The sequence below is a fragment of the Aquamicrobium segne genome (assembly GCF_042656785.1).
GTDB lineage: Bacteria > Pseudomonadota > Alphaproteobacteria > Rhizobiales > Rhizobiaceae > Mesorhizobium > Mesorhizobium segne.
This window is the reverse complement of the sequence record NZ_JBHSLL010000056.1, coordinates 64,785-82,459: the sequence shown is the minus strand read 5'-3', so window position 1 is coordinate 82,459 and position 17,675 is coordinate 64,785. Positions and strand designations below refer to the sequence as shown.

At 55.7% G+C, this 17,675-nt stretch carries 18 protein-coding genes, 1 tRNA gene and 1 pseudogene; 11 read left to right on the top strand and 9 right to left on the bottom strand.

What is annotated here, in order from left to right; translation table 11 throughout:
• Positions 1-180: 180 nt before the first annotated feature.
• Positions 181-2,292, top strand: coding sequence for a hydantoinase/oxoprolinase N-terminal domain-containing protein (locus ACFPLB_RS15060; RefSeq protein WP_378231094.1), 2,112 nt, complete (start codon positions 181-183; stop codon positions 2,290-2,292).
• Positions 2,293-2,400: 108 nt separating this feature from the next.
• On the opposite strand, the gene yacG is transcribed toward ACFPLB_RS15060, so the two are convergent.
• Genes yacG through infA form a run of 3 tightly spaced genes read right to left on the bottom strand, consistent with a single transcriptional unit; the run spans position 2,401 to position 3,488 of the window.
• The gene (gene yacG / locus ACFPLB_RS15055; protein ID WP_378231092.1) at positions 2,401-2,616 is read right to left on the bottom strand and encodes a DNA gyrase inhibitor YacG; all 216 of its coding nucleotides are present in this window, start codon (positions 2,614-2,616) and stop codon (positions 2,401-2,403) included.
• A complete protein-coding gene (locus ACFPLB_RS15050) occupies positions 2,613-3,248 on the bottom strand; it encodes a Maf-like protein (protein ID WP_378231090.1) in 636 nt (211 codons plus the stop codon). Before ACFPLB_RS15050 ends, yacG begins: the two co-directional genes overlap by 4 nt.
• 21 nt (positions 3,249-3,269) lie before the next feature.
• A complete protein-coding gene (gene infA / locus ACFPLB_RS15045; RefSeq protein ID WP_378231088.1) occupies positions 3,270-3,488 on the bottom strand; it encodes a translation initiation factor IF-1 in 219 nt (72 codons plus the stop codon).
• A gap of 553 nt (positions 3,489-4,041) precedes the next feature.
• Here infA and ACFPLB_RS15040 point away from each other — a divergent pair.
• A complete protein-coding gene (locus tag ACFPLB_RS15040) occupies positions 4,042-5,337 on the top strand; it encodes an NCS2 family permease (RefSeq protein ID WP_378231085.1) in 1,296 nt (431 codons plus the stop codon).
• Between the two features lie 94 nt (positions 5,338-5,431).
• Here ACFPLB_RS15040 and ACFPLB_RS15035 read toward each other — a convergent pair whose 3' ends face one another.
• From ACFPLB_RS15035 to ACFPLB_RS15010, 6 genes are all read right to left on the bottom strand, one after another.
• Complete coding sequence (locus tag ACFPLB_RS15035; RefSeq protein ID WP_378231417.1) at positions 5,432-5,863, bottom strand: arsenate-mycothiol transferase ArsC; 432 nt, start codon at positions 5,861-5,863, stop codon at positions 5,432-5,434.
• 40 nt (positions 5,864-5,903) lie between these two features.
• Positions 5,904-6,389 (bottom strand): UPF0262 family protein, encoded by a 486-nt coding sequence (locus tag ACFPLB_RS15030; RefSeq protein ID WP_378231083.1) that lies wholly within the window; start codon positions 6,387-6,389, stop codon positions 5,904-5,906.
• A 4-nt stretch (positions 6,390-6,393) separates the two neighbouring features.
• A complete protein-coding gene (gene hisD, locus ACFPLB_RS15025; protein WP_378231081.1) occupies positions 6,394-7,686 on the bottom strand; it encodes a histidinol dehydrogenase in 1,293 nt (430 codons plus the stop codon).
• Between the two features lie 6 nt (positions 7,687-7,692).
• Complete coding sequence (locus tag ACFPLB_RS15020) at positions 7,693-8,127, bottom strand: DUF2948 family protein (RefSeq protein WP_378231079.1); 435 nt, start codon at positions 8,125-8,127, stop codon at positions 7,693-7,695.
• 90 nt (positions 8,128-8,217) lie between these two features.
• Positions 8,218-9,507, bottom strand: coding sequence for a UDP-N-acetylglucosamine 1-carboxyvinyltransferase (gene murA / locus ACFPLB_RS15015; RefSeq protein ID WP_378231077.1), 1,290 nt, complete (start codon positions 9,505-9,507; stop codon positions 8,218-8,220).
• Positions 9,508-9,658: 151 nt separating this feature from the next.
• Positions 9,659-9,844 (bottom strand): hypothetical protein, encoded by a 186-nt coding sequence (locus tag ACFPLB_RS15010; RefSeq protein WP_378231075.1) that lies wholly within the window; start codon positions 9,842-9,844, stop codon positions 9,659-9,661.
• Between the two features lie 131 nt (positions 9,845-9,975).
• Here ACFPLB_RS15010 and ACFPLB_RS15005 point away from each other — a divergent pair.
• From ACFPLB_RS15005 to pstA, 9 genes and pseudogenes are all read left to right on the top strand, one after another.
• A tRNA-Thr gene (locus ACFPLB_RS15005) sits at positions 9,976-10,050 on the top strand.
• 177 nt (positions 10,051-10,227) lie between these two features.
• Positions 10,228-11,139, top strand: coding sequence for a LysR family transcriptional regulator (locus ACFPLB_RS15000; protein ID WP_378231073.1), 912 nt, complete (start codon positions 10,228-10,230; stop codon positions 11,137-11,139).
• 286 nt (positions 11,140-11,425) lie between these two features.
• Positions 11,426-11,866 carry a DoxX family protein gene (locus ACFPLB_RS14995; RefSeq protein WP_378231070.1) on the top strand — a complete coding sequence of 147 codons (441 nt, stop codon included), beginning with the start codon at positions 11,426-11,428 and terminating at the stop codon, positions 11,864-11,866.
• A 170-nt stretch (positions 11,867-12,036) separates the two neighbouring features.
• Positions 12,037-12,900: a VOC family protein gene (locus ACFPLB_RS14990; RefSeq protein WP_378231068.1), complete on the top strand. Its 864-nt coding sequence runs from the start codon at positions 12,037-12,039 to the stop codon at positions 12,898-12,900.
• A gap of 171 nt (positions 12,901-13,071) precedes the next feature.
• Complete coding sequence (locus ACFPLB_RS14985) at positions 13,072-13,557, top strand: hypothetical protein (protein ID WP_378231066.1); 486 nt, start codon at positions 13,072-13,074, stop codon at positions 13,555-13,557.
• A 224-nt stretch (positions 13,558-13,781) separates the two neighbouring features.
• Positions 13,782-14,024, top strand: coding sequence for a hypothetical protein (locus ACFPLB_RS14980; protein WP_378231064.1), 243 nt, complete (start codon positions 13,782-13,784; stop codon positions 14,022-14,024).
• A gap of 143 nt (positions 14,025-14,167) precedes the next feature.
• Positions 14,168-15,205 carry a PstS family phosphate ABC transporter substrate-binding protein gene (locus ACFPLB_RS14975; protein ID WP_378231061.1) on the top strand — a complete coding sequence of 346 codons (1,038 nt, stop codon included), beginning with the start codon at positions 14,168-14,170 and terminating at the stop codon, positions 15,203-15,205.
• A gap of 214 nt (positions 15,206-15,419) precedes the next feature.
• Positions 15,420-16,337 (top strand): annotated as a pseudogene (pstC, locus tag ACFPLB_RS14970) (phosphate ABC transporter permease subunit PstC); the annotation flags it as partial.
• Entirely contained in the window at positions 16,334-17,665 is a 1,332-nt protein-coding gene (gene pstA, locus ACFPLB_RS14965; RefSeq protein WP_378231059.1) for a phosphate ABC transporter permease PstA, read from the top strand. The pseudogene pstC and the gene pstA, both read left to right, overlap by 4 nt.
• The last annotated feature ends 10 nt before the right edge of the window (positions 17,666-17,675 follow it).

Genomic DNA, 17,675 nt, shown 5'->3' with positions numbered 1-17,675 from the left:
ATAAAAGATTTCTGGATCAGTATGCCGTCCTGGTGCAAGGAATGGAAGGGGGGGTATTGTGCATTATTACCGGGGCCATACAGTGTTTTGCGACGGTCGTGTCGCGAACTGGAAGCCGGTTGTTGTGCATTTCATCCTATTTTCTATTCCGTTTAATGATATGTCAGTTGGGAGAACAGAATGAGCGCTTCGGATGATGATGTGCTTAGTCTGGGGATTGATACGGGCGGCACCTATACCGATGCTGTGCTGTGGTCACAAAAGCGCGGTATTGTCGCCAAGGCCAAGTCTTTAACCACACGTCATGATCTGGCTGAAGGCATTGCAGGCGCTGCCGATGCCGTGTTGCAGGAAGCGCAGGTTGAGCCTGCTTCCATCAAGCTTGTTTCCATGTCGACCACGCTTGCCACCAATGCGCTGGTGGAAGGCCAGGGCGGCCGTGTGGCGCTGGTGATGATCGGTTTTGAGAGGCCAGATCTTGCCCGCGACGGGCTGGCGGCAGCTTTGGGAACTGACCCGGTCGTTTTTTGTCCCGGTGGGCATGATGTTCATGGCAATGAAATGGAATTGGCGCTGGAGGGGCTGGAAACGGCCTTGCCGGAACTGGAAAAGACGGTCACAGGCGTGGCGGTGGCTGCCTATTTTGCCGTGCGCAATCCCGCCCATGAAATTGCCGCCCGTGATCTGATCCGCTCCCGTACGAGGCTGCCGGTTACCTGCTCCCATGAGTTGACATCAAAACTCGGTGGCCCGCGCCGGGCGCTGACCACATTGCTCAATGCCCGTCTTATTTCGATGATCGAGCGGCTGATTGATGCTACGCAAGGCTTTCTTGTGCGTCGCAAAATTGAAGCGCCGCTCATGGTGGTGCGTGGTGACGGGGCGCTGGTGACAGCCGAATTTGCCCGGATGCGACCGATTGAAACCATTTTGTCGGGTCCTGCCGCCAGTCTTGTCGGGGCACGTCATCTCACCGGTCTGGACAATGCCGTGGTTTCAGACATTGGCGGCACGACCACCGATATTGCCGTCCTTGATCAGGGCAGATTGCGGCTTGATCCCGAGGGCGCAATGGTGGGAGGGATGCGCACCATGGTCGAGGCGGTCGCCATGCGCACGTTCGGCCTTGGTGGCGATTCGGAAGTTGTGTTGCGCGATCATGTGCTGGAAACCCGCATCGAGCTTGGGCCGCGTCGTCTGGCGCCGCTTTCCATGGTTGGGGTGCACTATAAAGACATGATGGAAAAAGTGCTGTCTCGGCAGTTGACCAACCCCACATCCAGCCGTCTGGATGGTCGGTTTGTAATGCGCACCGGCATTCCTGAAAGTGCAGCTTATGGCCTTTCGCGTACCGAAACGCGGCTTTATGCTGAAATCGATGAGAGTCCGGCAGCCTTGGACCGCTTGCTGGTGTCGACATCCCAGATTGCCACGCTCAACCGCCTGGTTGCCCGCGGGCTGGTGCATATTGTCGGCTTTACCCCATCAGATGCCGCCCATGTGCTTGGAAAACAGGATAACTGGCATGCGCCAACGGCACGATTGGGGGCGCAGCTTATGGCGCGGCGGCGTAATGCAATGGGGGAGATGGCAGCCCCGACGGCTGAGGCTTTTAGTGAACTGGTGCTCTGTGCGGTTACACGCCGCTCAGCCGAGATGGTGTTTGACACTGCTTTTGCCGCTGACGGGCTGGATGAAGGTGTGGTCATGCATCCGCTGGTGCAAAAGGCTTTAGAGCGCCGTGCGTCCAATCGGACGCACAAAGGACGCTCTAACACTTTGAATGAGCATCGGAATAATCCGAAAACCGATTCCACTTTTCGGTCCGATGCTCTAGGCGGCAAGACCGGCATGGCGCAGCTTTCAATGTCGCTTGATCGGTCGGTTATCGGACTGGGGGCTTCCGCCCATCTTCATTATGCGAACCTGCCCGCCCTGATCGGCAATGCGTGCCTGATTGCGCCCGATGCCGATGTCGCCAATGCGCTGGGGGCTGTTGTGGGGCAGGTGAGCATGTCGGCGCAAGCGCGGGTCAGCCAGCCGGAAGTTGGCATTTATCGCCTTAATATCGCAGAGCGGCTGGAAGATTTTGAAACAGAAGAAGAGGCTATGGCGGTTGCTGAACAGGCGGCCCGGGCAATGGCTGCTGAACTGGCCGAACGCGCTGGTGCTGATCAGGCGCGCATTGAGGTGCATTTTGATATTCGCGATGCGGAGATCAGCGACGAGCGCACTCTGGTTGAGGCTTTTATCACGGCCACTGCAACGGGGCGCCCCCGTGTGGCCAGCTAGAGCGTGTCGCAATCTTTCAGATTCACGCGACCCGCTTTAAGACTTTGTTTCTACACATGTCTTTATCTCGAAACTGGTTCTCAAGTCTCGAGAGACAGGCTTTAAAAATCAGTCTTGTGGAAAATTGTCTGGAAGGCTTTCAGCCTCTTCCTCATCGTCACGCACCGGAATGGCATAAGCGCCCTTCAGCCAGCGGTTGAGGTCAATATCCTTGCAGCGTTTGGAGCAGAAAGGGTATGTCTCACGCAAGGCGGGTTTGCCGCATTCCGGGCAGGGCCGTTTGGGACGCAGTGGCACTATCTGAGCTTTATTGTCATTGCTCATGGCACACCTTGAGCCGACCATCCGGCCGTCGTGTCAAAACCCTCACCGGCAAGCAGGGCGACGGTTTCATAAAGCGGCAAGCCAACCACGCTGGTGTAGGAACCTGCTATCTTGACCACGAAAGCGCCCGCCAGCCCTTGTACGGCATAAGCGCCTGCCTTGCCGCGCCATTCGCCCGAAGCAATATAGCGATCAATGTCCTGCCGCGAGAGACGGCGAAAGCGCAGTCTTGTCTCAACCAGACGCTGACGAAGCTTGCCGGATGGTGTTACCAGACAGATGCCGGAATAGACACGGTGTGCGCGTCCTGACAGCAATTGCAGGCAATAGACCGCATCATCAATGGTTTCAGCCTTGGGCAGAATACGACGGCCAACGGCTACCACCGTGTCAGCAGCCAGCACGAAAGCAGGCTGTGCCTTTGCTTCCGATTTGAGTGTGACCAGCGCTTTTTCAGCCTTTTCCTTTGCCAGACGTTTGGCCAGGGAGCGTGGATGCTCGGCGCGCAGTGGCGTCTCGTCAATATCGGCGGGCAAAATGCGGGCAGGCTCAATGCCTGCCTGTTGCAAAAGCTGTATCCTGCGTGGTGAAGCCGAGGCCAGCACCAGCATTTGCGGTTTGCTTCCAGCCATGCCTGCCTGCCCGAATGACGCTTACTTGAAACGGTAGGTGATACGGCCCTTGGTCAGGTCGTAAGGGGTCATTTCGACCAGAACCTTGTCGCCAGTCAGCACGCGGATGCGGTTTTTGCGCATACGGCCAGCCGTATGAGCAATGATTTCATGATCATTTTCGAGTTTGATACGAAACATGGCGTTCGGAAGCAATTCCGATACCACGCCTGGAAACTCGAGGACTTCTTCCTTCGGCATAAGTTACCTTTATCTCGGGTGATAATCCGGAAAAATCCCGGATTTTGCGCGGAACCTATATGATAAAACCAATTTTGTGAACATGCTAATCATTTTCAAGGCTTTTCGACGCTGTTGCCGACCAAATGACCTCACACCATTCTGATTAAATGAACAGGTCCTGACCCTGATCCGCGCAGGCTGTAATTGCAAAATTATGGTGCGTTTGGTGCTTTATCCGGGCAGCAGATATTTGCATTAGAGCATTTCTTGTTTTCACGAAAACGGATGAAATGCTCTAAACTTTTGTTTTAGCCGCATTTGTGTGACGTCAGATGATCCCATCTGTACTCACAAAATGCTCTATAAAACGATTAACATCTTCCACTGCTATTGTTGTTATCACCTCTTGAACGAATGAGCCAACAGGTTGAAAGTGCGCGCTCTGGCAAGAGCTGTCAGCTTGTCGTAACCATGGATGAATAACGGGCAGGAGGGGTCCAGCCTGAACATTTGTGGTGAGGCGGCAAATCCGAATTTTGCCTTCATGACCATCAGGAGAGGGAGGGCCTCAGTGCTCGAATCATTTTTCAGGATCAAGGAAGAAGGGTCTTCGGTGCGCACGGAAGTGATCGCCGGTATCACCACCTTCCTGACCATGTCTTACATCATTTTCGTCAACCCGGATATTTTGTCGACAACCGGCATGGACCGCAACGCCGTGTTCGTGGCCACCTGTCTGGCGGCGGCGCTGGGTTCGGCCATCATGGCGCTGTTGCCGCGCTGGCCCATCGGCATGGCGCCGGGCATGGGGCTGAACGCCTTCTTCGCCTTCACCGTGGTTGGCGCCATGGGCTTTACCTGGCAGCAGGCGCTGGGTGCAGTCTTTATTTCAGGTGTTATCTTTTTGGTCCTGACACTGACGGGGGCGCGGGCCTGGATCATCTCAGGCATTCCAAAATCAATGCGCAGCGCCATTGCTGCCGGTATCGGTCTGTTTCTGGCCATTATCGCGCTTTCCAGTTCCCAGATCGTTGTCGCCAATCCGGCCACGCTGGTCAGCCTTGGCGATCTGACGCAGACCGGCCCGCTGCTGGCGATTGCCGGTTTCTTCATCATTGCTGCGCTGGATGCGCTAAAAGTTCGCGGGTCGATCCTTCTGGGTATCCTCATCATTACCGTGGTGTCGATGCTCCTTGGGGTCAGCCAGTTTAATGGCGTCGTATCGATGCCGCCTTCCATCGCCCCGACCTTCCTGCAACTCGACATTATGGGCGCGCTGCATTCAGGGCTGCTTTATGTCATCCTCGTGCTGGTTCTGGTTGAGGTGTTTGACGCAACCGGTACGCTGATCGGTGTGGCCAAACGCGCCGGGCTGATGCCTGACGATAAGCCGAACCGTCTTGGCAAGGCGCTGCTTGCCGACAGCACGGCCATTGTTGCCGGTTCGGTGCTGGGCACCTCCAGCACCACAGCCTATGTGGAAAGCGCGTCTGGCGTGCAGGCAGGCGGGCGCACCGGCTTGACGGCGCTGGTGGTGGCCTTGCTGTTTCTGGCAGCCCTGTTCTTTGCTCCGCTGGCTGGTTCCGTGCCGGTTTATGCAACGGCGCCGGCGCTGCTTTATGTTGCCTGCCTGATGATGCGGGAACTGCTGGATGTCGAATGGGAGGAAATCACCGAGGCAGCGCCTGCAGCGCTGACCGCGCTGATGATGCCATTTACCTATTCGATCGCCAATGGTCTGGCTTTTGGCTTCATCTCATATGCGCTGCTGAAAACGCTGACTGGCCGCTACCGGGATGTTCATCCGGCCACATGGCTGGTTGCCGGTCTGTTCATCATCCGTTTTGTGATGGTGGGCAGCGAGTAGGGGGGGATTACCAGAGCATTTCATCTGTTTTTCGTGAAAACAAAAAGTGCTCTAAAGATCAAAAGGCCCGGATTTCCGGGCCTTTTTTGATCTTTCAGGAATGGTTTTGTTCTTCTCTAGTACCTTGATCTGCATGGAGGAATCTTTTGAGGATGCGATTTTTGAGATGATCGCGCATTTCACGATAGGCGATCAGCCGTTGCTCACGGGTGCCGGTGACCAGGGTCGGATCAAAAGTCGGCCAGTATTCCACCTCCACCGCCATGGTGCGGGTAAACTCCATCGCCAGATGATGGGCACGCGGCGAAAGCGTGATGATAAGATCGAAATAGGCATCTTCAATATCGTCGACCGATCTTGGTTGACGCTCACCCAGTGACAGGCCCTCTTCCGCCAGAACAAAATCAACAAACGGGTTGCGTTCGCCTGCATGAACGCCTGCCGAGCCGATAAAAATATCATCGGGCAATATAGTGCGCGCCAGTTTCTCGGCGATTGGCGAGCGAACGGTGTTCATGTCGCACATGAACAGGATTGAGCGCGGATGGGTGGATTTTTTTTCCAGGTCAGCCTCGCCAGTGCAAAACACAAACAAGGGTAAAGAGGCGGCGCGCTGTTGCAAAATCAAGGTTGATCTTGTCTGCAAGGCGGTCTTTCAGGGTTTGCGACCCCTCATTGTGCAGGCCGCGTCTTCCCATGTCGATGGCCTCGATATGGGAGGGCGAAGCAGAGCGGATTGCCTCATAATAGCTTTCGCACACCATGTAATAATCCTTGACGATGCGCCGCAGCGGCGTCAGCGACAGGATATGGGTGGCGACCTGTGACCCGTCTTCGCGGGAAATGGCCAGAACCAGCCGGGCCTCTATGAGCGACAGCTTGAGCCTGTAGGGGCCCTTGCCCTCATCATTGACCGGCCGGAAACAGTTTTCTTCAATAAGATCAAAGATTGCAACGGCGCGTTCATGCTCGATGTCGGGTGTTGAGCGCCCGATGGTCTTGTCAAGTTCGACATCGATCAGCCGGTCATGTTGGGGATCGAGGTCGGCCATGGCGTTATATATTCAGCCGGATTGCGATGGAGCGGGCATGGGCGTCCAGCCCTTCAGCTTTTGCCAGGGCGATGGCGGCTGGCCCCAGTATGCGCAGCTGCTCCGTACCAAGTTTAAGGAGTGAGGTTCGCTTGACGAAATCAAGCACTGACAGGCCCGATGAGAAGCGGGCCGAGCGTGCCGTGGGCAGCACGTGGTTGCAGCCGCCAATATAGTCACCGATCACTTCAGGCGTGTGGCGGCCAATAAAAATGGACCCGGCATTGCGGATGCGCTCCGCCATGGCATCGGCATTATCGACTGCCAGTTCCAGATGTTCTGCGGCAATACGATCGATCAGCGGAATGGCTGCCTCAAAACTCTCGACAAGAATGACGGCGCCAAAATCACGCCAGCTTTGGGCGGCCGTGTCAGCGCGTGGCAAATGGCTTAGCTGGCGCTCTACCGCATCCTCCACCGCCTTGCCGAAATGCGCATCATCGGTCATCAGGATCGACTGGGCGGAAGCATCATGCTCGGCCTGCGCCAAAAGGTCGGCTGCTACCCATTCAGGATCATTGGAGCCGTCAGCGACAACCAGAACCTCGGAGGGCCCGGCGATCATGTCGATACCGACTGTCCCGAACACCTGTCGTTTGGCCGCCGCCACATAGGCATTGCCGGGGCCGACAATCTTGACGACCGGGCGGATGGTTTGTGTGCCATAGGCAAGGGCTGCAATGGCTTGTGCGCCACCAATGCGGTAGATTTCAGAAACACCGGCAAGATCTGCGGCCACCAGAACCAGTGGATTGATGATCCCGCCAGAGGCTGGAACAACCATGACGATGCGCTCCACACCGGCAACAGCGGCAGGCAGAGCGTTCATCAGCACCGAGCTTGGATAGCTGGCGGTGCCGCCAGGCACATAAAGGCCAACCGATTCCACCGCCGTCCAGCGTGAACCCAGTTCCACGCCAATGGCATCGCTATAGCGGTCATCTTGCGGCACCTGACGCTGGTGATGGGCGCGGATACGGTCGCGCGCCAGCTTCAGTGCCGCAATCGTGTCCGGGTCGGCCTGTTCATAGGCTGCGTCAATATCACTGCGGGAAACGGCAATGCCAAGCTCTTCCAGATCACAGCGGTCAAAGCGCCTGGTGTAGTCGATCAGGGCTGCGTCGCCCGCTTCACGGATACGGGCGATAATGGCGTGGACGACGGCATCGACATCGGCAGAAATTTCGCGCTTGGTGGACAAGAAGGCGCAAAAACGCTGTTCAAAATCCGCGTCAGACTGTCTGAGCGTTATGGCCATGTGCTGTTAAACCTTGTGTATGGGGCGAGATGAGGCCTGCCATGTGCTGCCCGTATCGGCAAGCCTTGCTTCAAGGCACTCGACTTCAAGTATGATGATTGCACCGCCGGAAAAGACCAGCTCAACAATACCGGCGGGTGCGTCGGTCGCCACATAGTTGACGGCCAGAAGGGATAGCACTTCATCGGGCTTGTCGCGCGGCACGCCAGTGGCGCGGGCTGCCAGAACCCGGTCGAAATGCAGCACGCTTTGCCGACGTTCATTGTTTTTGCGCAGAAAGCCGGGCTTGTTTTCCCAGGCAAATCTGTTCATGACCAGCGCAAAGCGCTGTGTGCCCGGCAGATATTGCAGGTCGCGCACCTTCATGAGTGCGTCCTGCACATGCGCGGAAATTACATTGAGATCCTGCTCGTCGAGCGCGAGGAGCCTGAGTTGGTCCATGCTGTTTCGCACCTGCGAAGAATTGCCGTAAACCCATTTGTTAGGCTGTCCGGGCTGTCTGTGCAACCGCGATGCGAGCCTGTGCGCGCTTTACTCTGAAATACGTTCGATGACGGCGCCGCAATTGGAAAGTTTTTCCTCCAGCCGTTCAAAGCCGCGATCAAGGTGATAAACACGGTTGACGATGGTTTCGCCCTCGGCTGCCAACCCGGCAATGACCAGTGAAACGGAAGCACGCAAATCGGTTGCCATGACGGGCGCGCCTTTCAGCTTTGTCACCCCTTCGACAATGGCGGTCTGGCCTGAAAGGCTGATATGCGCGCCAAGACGCGCCAGTTCCTGCACATGCATGAAACGGTTTTCAAAAATCGTCTCGGTAATATGGGAACGGCCTTTCGCCATGGTCATCAGGCCCATGAACTGAGCCTGAAGATCGGTTGGAAATCCCGGGTAAGGCCCGGTGGTGACATCCACCGGCTCAATGCCTGCACCATTGCGATAAACGCGAATGCCCTCATTGGTAACCGTGATTTCAGCCCCTGTCCGGGCGATTGTGTCGAGAGCATTTTCAAGAAGATCAGCGCGTGCGCCTTCCAAAAGCACGTCGCCACCGGTCATGGCAACCGCCATGGCATAGGTGCCGGTCTCGATACGGTCGGGGATGACGCGCACCTTGGCGCCATGCAGTTCATCAACGCCTTCAATGGTGATGGTTGGTGTGCCGGCACCGGAAATCTTTGCGCCCATGGCATTGAGGCATTCGGCAAGATTGACGATTTCCGGCTCGCAGGCGGCATTTTCAAGTACGGTTTCGCCACGGGCAAGAGTGGCCGCCATCATCAGCACATGTGTTGCGCCCACTGAGATTTTTGGAAAGCGATAGCGATTGCCGCGCAGGCCCTTGGTTGATTTGGCCAGCACATAACCCGCCTCGACATTGATATCGGCTCCCAGTGCCTGCAAGCCTTCAATAAACAGGTCAACAGGGCGTGTGCCGATGGCGCAGCCGCCGGGCAATGAGACTTTTGCCTCGCCCATGCGGGCCAGCAAGGGGCCGATAACCCAAAAAGAGGCCCGCATTTTTGAGACCAGATCATAAGGGGCGGTCGTGTCGACAATATTGGTGGCTGTAAAATTGACAGTGCGCGAATAGCTCTTGCCCTGGCTTGGGCGGCGGCCATTGACCGAATAATCGACGCCATGATTGCCCAGAATACGAATCAACTGCTCCACATCAGCCAGATGCGGCACATTTTCTAAAGACAATGTTTCGCGCGTCAGCAGCGAAGCGATCATCAAGGGCAGTGCGGCGTTCTTGGCACCGGAAATTGGAATAGTGCCCGAGAGCCTGTTGCCCCCGACGATCCTGATGCGATCCATGAAGATGCCTCTCCCCGGCATTTGCCGGTCTGGGATATGCCACGCCTTATCCAGTCAATCTTGTGGCGTGCTTCAAATCGGTTGAAACGGTCCCTCTAAACCATAGGTGGGGATTATTCAAGGAAATGCGCGGATGACGATCCGGCAAGATTTATAGGGAATCATCGTCGGGCGCAGGGCCTGCTGCGCTGATCCCTTGTGGACGCTGATCGGCCTTGCCGCCGCGTTTTGCATAGGTCTGGCCTTTGCGTTTCATGAGATTGGTTCGCAAGGCTTCGGCCAGACGTGCCTTGCGCCGGTCCTCATTTGTCATTGCGGCTTTTTCCTGGTCCTTCATGGCTGTTTTCCCGATCCCTGAATGCAGCCTTATGATTATGGCAAGGGTGAGTTTGAAACAACGTCTTTGACAGGGTGTTTATGGTCTTGCGCTTGTTCAAACGATGTGGCAGAAGTCCGCCGCATCCGGTTGCTGCCGTAGCTCAGTGGTAGAGCACTCCCTTGGTAAGGGAGAGGTCCAGAGTTCAAGTCTCTGCGGCAGCACCAGTAAAATCAAACACTTAGATACTCATATGATCCGTGGCTGATGTGCGATTAAGCGGCATCTGCACGGAACATAACGCAAATTGCGCGCTTGTTCCGTGCAGCCATGCTCTGCATATTCGATTCTGCTTTGATCATGATAGAAGCGTAAGGGTGATATTTCTGTCGGGAGAGACTTAAGTGGACAGGCTGGAATCTGACAGGATGTTTGCGGCCGTGATGGAAACGGGCAGTTTTACGGCTGCTGCCGAGCGGCTGGGCACCAGTTCGGGGCAGGCTTCCAAGCTGGTTTCACGGCTTGAAGGTGAATTGGGTGTGCGCCTTCTGGCGCGCACCACACGTGCTGTTTCTCCCACGGAAGCCGGGCAGGCCTATTTCGACCGGCTGCGCCCTTTGCTGGATGAGTATGACAATCTTGACGCGGCCGTGCGTGATGCCTCGCAGACACCGCGTGGCCGGTTGCGGGTGACCGCACCAATGAGTTTCGGCACAATGGAAATTGCACCGGCATTGAATGCCTTTGCTGTGCTCTTTCCTGAAATCGAGCTTGATGTCAGCTTTTCAGATCGTGTGGTCAACCTTGTTGATGAAGGCTATGACATGGGAATCCGTGTCGGCAGGCCCGATGATTCCAGCATGATTGCACGTAAACTTTGCGATGTTCGCATCGTGGTGATCGGCTCGCCGGACTATCTGGAGCGGCAGGGAGAGCCCAAAACCCCTGACGATCTGACACGCTGCGATTGCATCATTGACAGCAATTTCCGCGATCCGGGCCGCTGGCGGTTTCAAAATGCGGATGGCAGGGAGATTGTGGTGCCTGTGCGTGGCCGTATTCGCTATTCCAATGCCGAAGCCTGTCTCAAGGCTGCCGAACTGGGGCTGGGCTTTGCCTGCGTGCCAAGCTTCATTGCCGGTGATGCGATTCGCGCGGGCAGGATGCGGCAGGTCTTGCGTGAATTTGAAGCGCCGCCTTACACCATTCATGCGCTTTACCCGCATAGCCGCCATCTTGCGGCAAAGGTTCGTGCGCTGGTGGATTTTCTTGGGGCGCGCTATCGCGGCACACCTGTCTGGGAAGAAGGCTGGTAGATTGCTTCCGTATTGGAAGTAATCATCTTCTGATTAGCTGGATTATCATTTTTATCTGAAAAAGCCATCTTGTGTCTCGGAACATGACGCCATGAGCTTCAGCCGGGACGCCAAAAGGGGTGCTCCTTTGCAAGAGACATGGCGGCAGACATTGCCTGAATTTTAAGGCGCATAGCGATCTTTCCGATTGCTCCTTGCACCTTAAATGATTGTTTTAGCTGCATTTTTGCAACGCCCGATGGAGGCATCCGGCAGCAAAATGCTTCGATCTGAAAAGGACATGACCATGACTTCTGCATCTTTCTCCAATCCGGCTCACGCTTCTTCCGCTGCGGTTACGAATGCTGACCTTGCCGCCACCCTGTTGCGTGTCACCTCAGGTGTTTTCTTCCTTGCCCATGCCTGGCTCAAGCTGGTGATCTTTACCCCGGCAGGAACCGCAGGCTTTTTTGAAAGTCTCGGTTTTCCCGGCTTTCTTGCCTATCTTGTGATTGCCGCCGAACTGTTTGGTGGTCTGGCGCTGATTGCCGGTCTGTGGAGCCGCTGGGTTTCAATTGCCCTGATCCCCGTCTTGCTTGGTTCGATCTATGCGCCGCATGGGGCTGCCGGTTTCTTCTTCTCCAATGAAGGTGGCGGCTGGGAGTTTCCTGCAATGTGGATCGTGCTTCTCATTGCACAGGCGCTGCTGGGCGATGGCGCCTATGCCATCAAGCGCAACCGCGCCTGATTTTAGAGCATTTTGCAGTCAGATGGAATCATCTGACGTCGCACAAATGCGGCTAAAACAAGAGTTTAGAGCATTTCATCCGTTTTCGTGAAAACAAGAAATGCTCTAAACACATGGCCGCGGACTTTATTTGTAACCGCGGCCATAACTGGACTTCAGGAGAAAACACCATGACCAGTGCAGTCAATTTCTTTGATATGAATGCGGCCCCGATGCGGATTGGGACAGTCCGGTTGAAGGTGCGCGATCTTGAAACCGTTTCCGGTTTTTACCAGAAAACCCTGGGTCTAAGCGAAATCAGCAACAGCCCGCAGGAGGCTGTGCTTGGCGTGGGCGCCACACCGCTGCTCATTCTGGCGGCAGATCCTGCCCTGGCTCCCCGTGATCGGCGTCAGGCAGGGCTTTTCCATACAGCCTTTTTGATGCCGACGCGCGCTGATCTGGGCCGCTGGGTTGGTTATATTGCTGAAATGCGCCTGCGTATAGATGGCGCTTCGGATCATATTGTCAGTGAAGCGCTTTATCTGACCGATCCTGAAGGCAATGGTATTGAGGTCTATGCCGACCGCCCGGTTGCAGACTGGCTGGACAAGGCTGGCCGGGTGCAGATGAGCACCGATCCACTTGATCTGCGCGATTTGGCTATGGCGGCCGAAGGTCGTGTCTGGGCAGGTTTTCCTGACGGCGGCAGCATTGGCCATGTGCATTTGCAGGTGGGAGATACTGTGCTTGCCGATCGTTTTTACAATGATGTGCTGGGTTTTGATAAGGTGGTCGATTATCCCGGTGCAAGCTTTTATGGCAGTGGCGGCTATCACCATCAACTGGCCGGCAATATCTGGAACAGCCGCGGGGCTTCACGTCGACCTGAAAACATGGCCGGTCTTAATCAGGTTGAAATCATCATGCGTGATGCGGATGATCTTGCCACTATCATTGCCCGGGCTGAGGATGCGGGCATTGAAATTGCCCGTCATGATCAGGGCGCAACATTGCATGATCCATGGGGTACGGCCATTACGCTTAAATTTTAAAGCGTGTCGCAATCTTTCAGATTCACCAAGCCCGCTTTAAGTCTTTGTTTTTACACATGTCTTTATCCTGAAACTGGTTCCCAGTTCGGGAGACAGGCTTTAGGATCCTGCTGGCGTCTTTATCCCTGCTGCGTTACCAAACCGGCAGGGATTCGTTTGCATGGAGCCATTATGAGCAAGGCTATTACGTCTTTTCTGCTGGTTGCACTGTTGAGCGCCATGTTGATGGCGTTGTCTCTGGCTGTGGCGCGCTATGGCTATCCATTCGGCATGGTGGGGGTGCGGCGGCTGGAAAGCATCGTGTCGGCACAAAATTTCCTGCCCCTTGCCGGGCTGTATTTTTTCAGCGCCGCGTTGATGATGATCCTGCCCCTGAAGGCGGCAAGTTTTGTGTTGCTCAATGCGGCCGATGCGCTGATGTGGACAGTTTTGGCGCTGCTGGCGGCCCTTGTCGGCTGTGTGGCAGCACGCTGGGCCTTTGGTCAGACAAGTGCCCCTCGCAGCCTGCTGGACTGGCGCTTGTTGCTGCCGCTGGCGGTTGTCGGCTGCCATATCGGGCTGGATGTCTTGCGCCGGAATGTGCTTTTGCGCAGTCTGGCCTTTGCCGGATTTTTTCTCCTGACCCTTGCCTGCCTGTTCTGGAATTTCCGAATTTAGAGCATAAACCCAAAAGAAGTTGCGGGTTCTTTGGATAAGATCATGCGCATGGGTAAAGGTGCCGGCTTATCTATTCACATATCATTCTGACACGACCACCGGCATCGGTTGCGGGGCCGCAAGCAACGGTTTCAGAGGACCGGGCGGGTTGTGGTGAAACTGTGGGGCGTCGGGCTGTTGCGGTTCGGCTGGTCTGTCGTGTTTGCGATGAGACAATCGGAAAGATGTTTGAGCCGCTTTCCACTGGCGGGGTCTGTGTGCCGGAGGGCCCCCTGTCCCAGATGCGCCGTGCATCCACCTGTTTGGGAATGACGACGGTGCCGTCATCGGTGCGTGCACAACTGGCAGCGCCCAACAAAATGGTGCAAAATAAAACAGATTTGAAACGCATGAGCTTGACCATATCGCAAAAGAAATATCGTGCAGCGCTTGCGTTGACAATGTGCCTGCACAAACTTGCCGGATAAAAGCCTTTCGCGGCAAGCTTAACCGGAGTGACATCAAACTGTCATGTAACTGTAACAAACGGGGCCTATTGGCACGGCGAGCGTCATTCAAGGCGCTGTCAGAACACCTTATGAACAGGAACAGGAACAGGAACAGACTTTCCATGAAGAAATATGTCCTCACCGCATCGGTTGCCGCACTTGCCCTGACCGCAACAGTTGGCTTTGCAGCCGCTCGTGATCAGGTTCAGATTGCCGGTTCATCCACGGTTCTTCCCTATGCCCGCATCGTTGCTGAAAATTTTGCTGAAGTTTATCCCGACTTCAAAACCCCGGTAGTGGAATCGGGTGGCTCGTCGGGCGGCCTCAAGGAATTCTGCAAGGGCGTTGGTGAAAACACCATCGACATTGCCAACTCGTCACGTCCGATCAAGGAATCGGAAGTCAAGGCCTGCGCCGATGCTGGCGTAACTGCCATTCAGGAAGTGCGCATCGGTTATGACGGTATCGTCTTTGCAACTGACATTAACGGTCCCGACTGGGCCCTGACGGCGCAGGATGTCTATAAGGCGCTTGCTGCTCAGGTTGTTGTCGATGGCGCGCTGGTCGATAATCCGGTTACGAAGTGGAATGAAGTCAATTCCGCCCTGCCGGATTGGGATATTGCTGCCTATATTCCGGGCGAAAAGCACGGCACCCGCGAAGTTTTTGAAGAAAAGCTGATGACCGAGGGCTGCAAGGCCACAGGCGCACTGGAGGCCATCAAGGCCACGGGCGTTGATGACAAGGCTGCTTCTGCCGCCTGCGTCATGGTGCGCAAGGACGGCAAGGCTGTTGATATTGACGGAGATTACACTGAAACGCTGGCTCGTATCGACTCCAACAAGACCGGCGTTGGTGTGTTCGGCCTGGCTTTCTATGAAAACAATGCCGACAAGCTCAAGGTTGCCACTGTTGAAGGTATTGCTCCTTCGGTAGAGACCATTGCTGCGGGTGAATATCCGGTATCGCGTCCGCTGTTCTTCTATGTCAAGAACGCGCATCTGGATCTTGTTCCCGGTCTGAAGGACTATGTGACCTTCTTCCTTTCCGATGAAATGGTCGGCCCTGACAGCCCGCTTGCTGATTATGGTCTGGTTGCTGCTCCTGATGCAGAGCGCGATGAACAGCGCGCCGCATTTGAAGCTGGCAAGACCATGTAAGATTGAATACTCATGGTCCGGGGAGCATCTGCTTCCCGGACCATTTTATTGCCTGAAGCCATTCAGGTTGATTTTCAAGAAAACCAAGCCGAGCACTTCAGCCGAGCACTTCATGAGCGTTTCCTGGGTTTTTGCAGTCATCCTTGCCGTTGTTGTGGCAGCCTTCATGCTGGCGCGGCTTGTTCTGTCGGGCGCGATACGGCATCGCGGCATGCGCAATTTTGTTGAGCGAGCCATGCTGTGGACGCTGATTGCTGCTTCTGCCGTCGCCATACTGACGACGGTTGGCATTGTTTTGTCGATGCTGTTTCAGACCCTGAGTTTCTTCAAGTCCGTGCCTTTGTCCAATTTCTTTTTCGGTACTGTATGGGATCCGCGTTTTGCGGCTGCCGGTTCTGAAGACGCAACGGGCCAGTTTGGCCTGATCCCGCTTCTGGCCGGCACCTTGTATATTGCGCTGGTGGCCATGGTGTTTGCCGTGCCTGTGGGCCTTTATGCGGCAATTTACATGTCGGAATATGCCTCGCGAAAATTGCGCTCGGTGGTCAAGCCGGTGCTGGAGCTGCTGGCTGGTATTCCCACAATCGTCTATGGTATTTTTGCGCTGGTGACCGTCGGGCCGCTGCTGCGCGATCTTTCTGCCGCCCTTGCAGGCGGCCAGCCCTTCATCATGGCGCAAAGCGTGCTGACGGCCGGTCTGGTCATGGGCATCATGCTCATTCCCTTTGTCTCATCGCTTTCTGATGACATTATCAGCGCTGTGCCGCGGGCCTTGCATGATGGTTCGCTGGGACTGGGGGCGACACGTTCTGAAACAGTGCGCAATGTCATTCTTCCGGCAGCCCTGCCCGGCATTGTCGGCGCCTTGTTGCTGACGGCCTCACGCGCCATTGGTGAAACCATGATTGTTGTGCTGGCCGCCGGCGTTGCGGCCAGGTTGACCATCAATCCGGGTGAGACAATGACCACCATCACGGTCAAGATCGTCAATCAGTTGACCGGCGATCTTGAATTTACCTCGCCGCAAACGCTGGTTGCCTTTGCATTGGGTATTACCCTGTTTGTCATTACGCTCGCCATGAATGTGCTGGCGCTCTACATTGTGCGCAAATATCGGGAGCAGTATGAATGACCGACCTTTCGTTCGATCAGGCTCGCACTGCACCTGCCAGTCAGCCGCCACGCCGTGATATTGGCATCAAGCGCCGCTATCATGCCGAGCGCCGGTTCCGGCTTTACGGTCTTGTCGCCATCGCCATTGGCCTGTTTTTTCTGGGCGCATTGCTGTTTACGGTCATCCGCGGCGGCTACACCGCCTTCTGGCAGACCTCGATCAGCCTTGCCGTTGATTTTGATCCTCAAATCATTGACCCCAAGGGGCAGCGCGATAGCGATCCGGGCGTTCTGGTTCGGGCAAATTATCCGCTTCTGGTGCGAAATGCGCTTGCTGCAAAGCTTGGCATTGATGTTGACGATACAAAAAACAAAGCTGATTTGCGCCAGCTTTCCAACATGATCTCGCAAGGGGCGCGTGTGCAACTGCGCAGCATGGTGATGGAAAACCCTGCCATTTTGGGCACCACGCAAAATATCCGGGTGCTGGCCAGCGGCGATATCGATTCAGCCAATAAGGGCCAGATTGACCTGTCGGTTCCTGAAGCACGGCGCAAGGTCAAGGACCGTCAGCTTGAATGGATGAAGGTGCTGGACGAGCAAGGCGCCATGACCCAGAATTTTAACACCGGACTGTTCACCTTCGGCGCGTCCAGCCGTCCGGAAATGGCGGGCATGGGTGTGGCGCTGATCGGTTCGCTTTACATGATGCTGATCGTGCTGGTGCTGGCGCTGCCGATCGGGGTTGCCGCCTCCATTTATCTGGAAGAGTTTGCGCCCAAAAACCGCTGGACCGACCTGATCGAGGTCAATATCAACAATCTGGCGGCCGTGCCTTCCATCGTGTTCGGTCTGCTGGGGCTGGCGGTCTTTATCGGCTTTGCCGGTCTGCCGCGTTCAGCCTCGCTGGTTGGTGGTCTGGTGCTGACATTGATGACATTGCCCACCATCATCATCGCCACCCGTGCGGCGCTCAAGGCGGTGCCGCCGTCAATCCGCGCCGGTGCGCTGGGCATTGGCGCCTCTCCCATGCAAACCGTGTTTCATCATGTGCTGCCCCTGGCGGCTCCCGGTATCCTGACCGGCACCATTATCGGTCTGGCGCAGGCGCTGGGTGAGACTGCGCCGCTATTGCTGATTGGCATGGTTGCCTTTGTGGCCGACTATCCGACAACGCCGCTTGATCCGGCCACTGCCTTGCCGGTGCAGATCTATATGTGGGCCAATGAGGCCGAGCGCGCTTTTGTGGAGCGCACCTCAGGCGCCATCATCATTCTGTTGCTGTTTTTGGCGGCGATGAATTTGATAGCCATTTTGCTGCGTCGGCGTTTTGAGCGGCGCTGGTAGATCAAGGAAA

What these genes read in the sequence shown, in the direction of transcription:
- ACFPLB_RS15060 (WP_378231094.1), top strand. Translation starts at nt 181, where the DNA reads ATGAGCGCTTCGGATGATGATGTGCTTAGTCTGGGGATTGATACGGGC.
- yacG (WP_378231092.1), bottom strand. Translation starts at nt 2,616, where the DNA reads ATGAGCAATGACAATAAAGCTCAGATAGTGCCACTGCGTCCCAAACGG.
- ACFPLB_RS15050 (WP_378231090.1), bottom strand. Translation starts at nt 3,248, where the DNA reads ATGGCTGGAAGCAAACCGCAAATGCTGGTGCTGGCCTCGGCTTCACCA.
- infA (WP_378231088.1), bottom strand. Translation starts at nt 3,488, where the DNA reads ATGCCGAAGGAAGAAGTCCTCGAGTTTCCAGGCGTGGTATCGGAATTG.
- ACFPLB_RS15035 (WP_378231417.1), bottom strand. Translation starts at nt 5,863, where the DNA reads ATGTGCGACATGAACACCGTTCGCTCGCCAATCGCCGAGAAACTGGCG.
- ACFPLB_RS15030 (WP_378231083.1), bottom strand. Translation starts at nt 6,389, where the DNA reads ATGGCCGACCTCGATCCCCAACATGACCGGCTGATCGATGTCGAACTT.
- hisD (WP_378231081.1), bottom strand. Translation starts at nt 7,686, where the DNA reads ATGGCCATAACGCTCAGACAGTCTGACGCGGATTTTGAACAGCGTTTT.
- ACFPLB_RS15020 (WP_378231079.1), bottom strand. Translation starts at nt 8,127, where the DNA reads ATGGACCAACTCAGGCTCCTCGCGCTCGACGAGCAGGATCTCAATGTA.
- murA (WP_378231077.1), bottom strand. Translation starts at nt 9,507, where the DNA reads ATGGATCGCATCAGGATCGTCGGGGGCAACAGGCTCTCGGGCACTATT.
- ACFPLB_RS15010 (WP_378231075.1), bottom strand. Translation starts at nt 9,844, where the DNA reads ATGAAGGACCAGGAAAAAGCCGCAATGACAAATGAGGACCGGCGCAAG.
- ACFPLB_RS14995 (WP_378231070.1), top strand. Translation starts at nt 11,426, where the DNA reads ATGACTTCTGCATCTTTCTCCAATCCGGCTCACGCTTCTTCCGCTGCG.
- ACFPLB_RS14990 (WP_378231068.1), top strand. Translation starts at nt 12,037, where the DNA reads ATGACCAGTGCAGTCAATTTCTTTGATATGAATGCGGCCCCGATGCGG.
- ACFPLB_RS14985 (WP_378231066.1), top strand. Translation starts at nt 13,072, where the DNA reads ATGAGCAAGGCTATTACGTCTTTTCTGCTGGTTGCACTGTTGAGCGCC.
- ACFPLB_RS14980 (WP_378231064.1), top strand. Translation starts at nt 13,782, where the DNA reads ATGTTTGAGCCGCTTTCCACTGGCGGGGTCTGTGTGCCGGAGGGCCCC.
- ACFPLB_RS14975 (WP_378231061.1), top strand. Translation starts at nt 14,168, where the DNA reads ATGAAGAAATATGTCCTCACCGCATCGGTTGCCGCACTTGCCCTGACC.
- pstA (WP_378231059.1), top strand. Translation starts at nt 16,334, where the DNA reads ATGACCGACCTTTCGTTCGATCAGGCTCGCACTGCACCTGCCAGTCAG.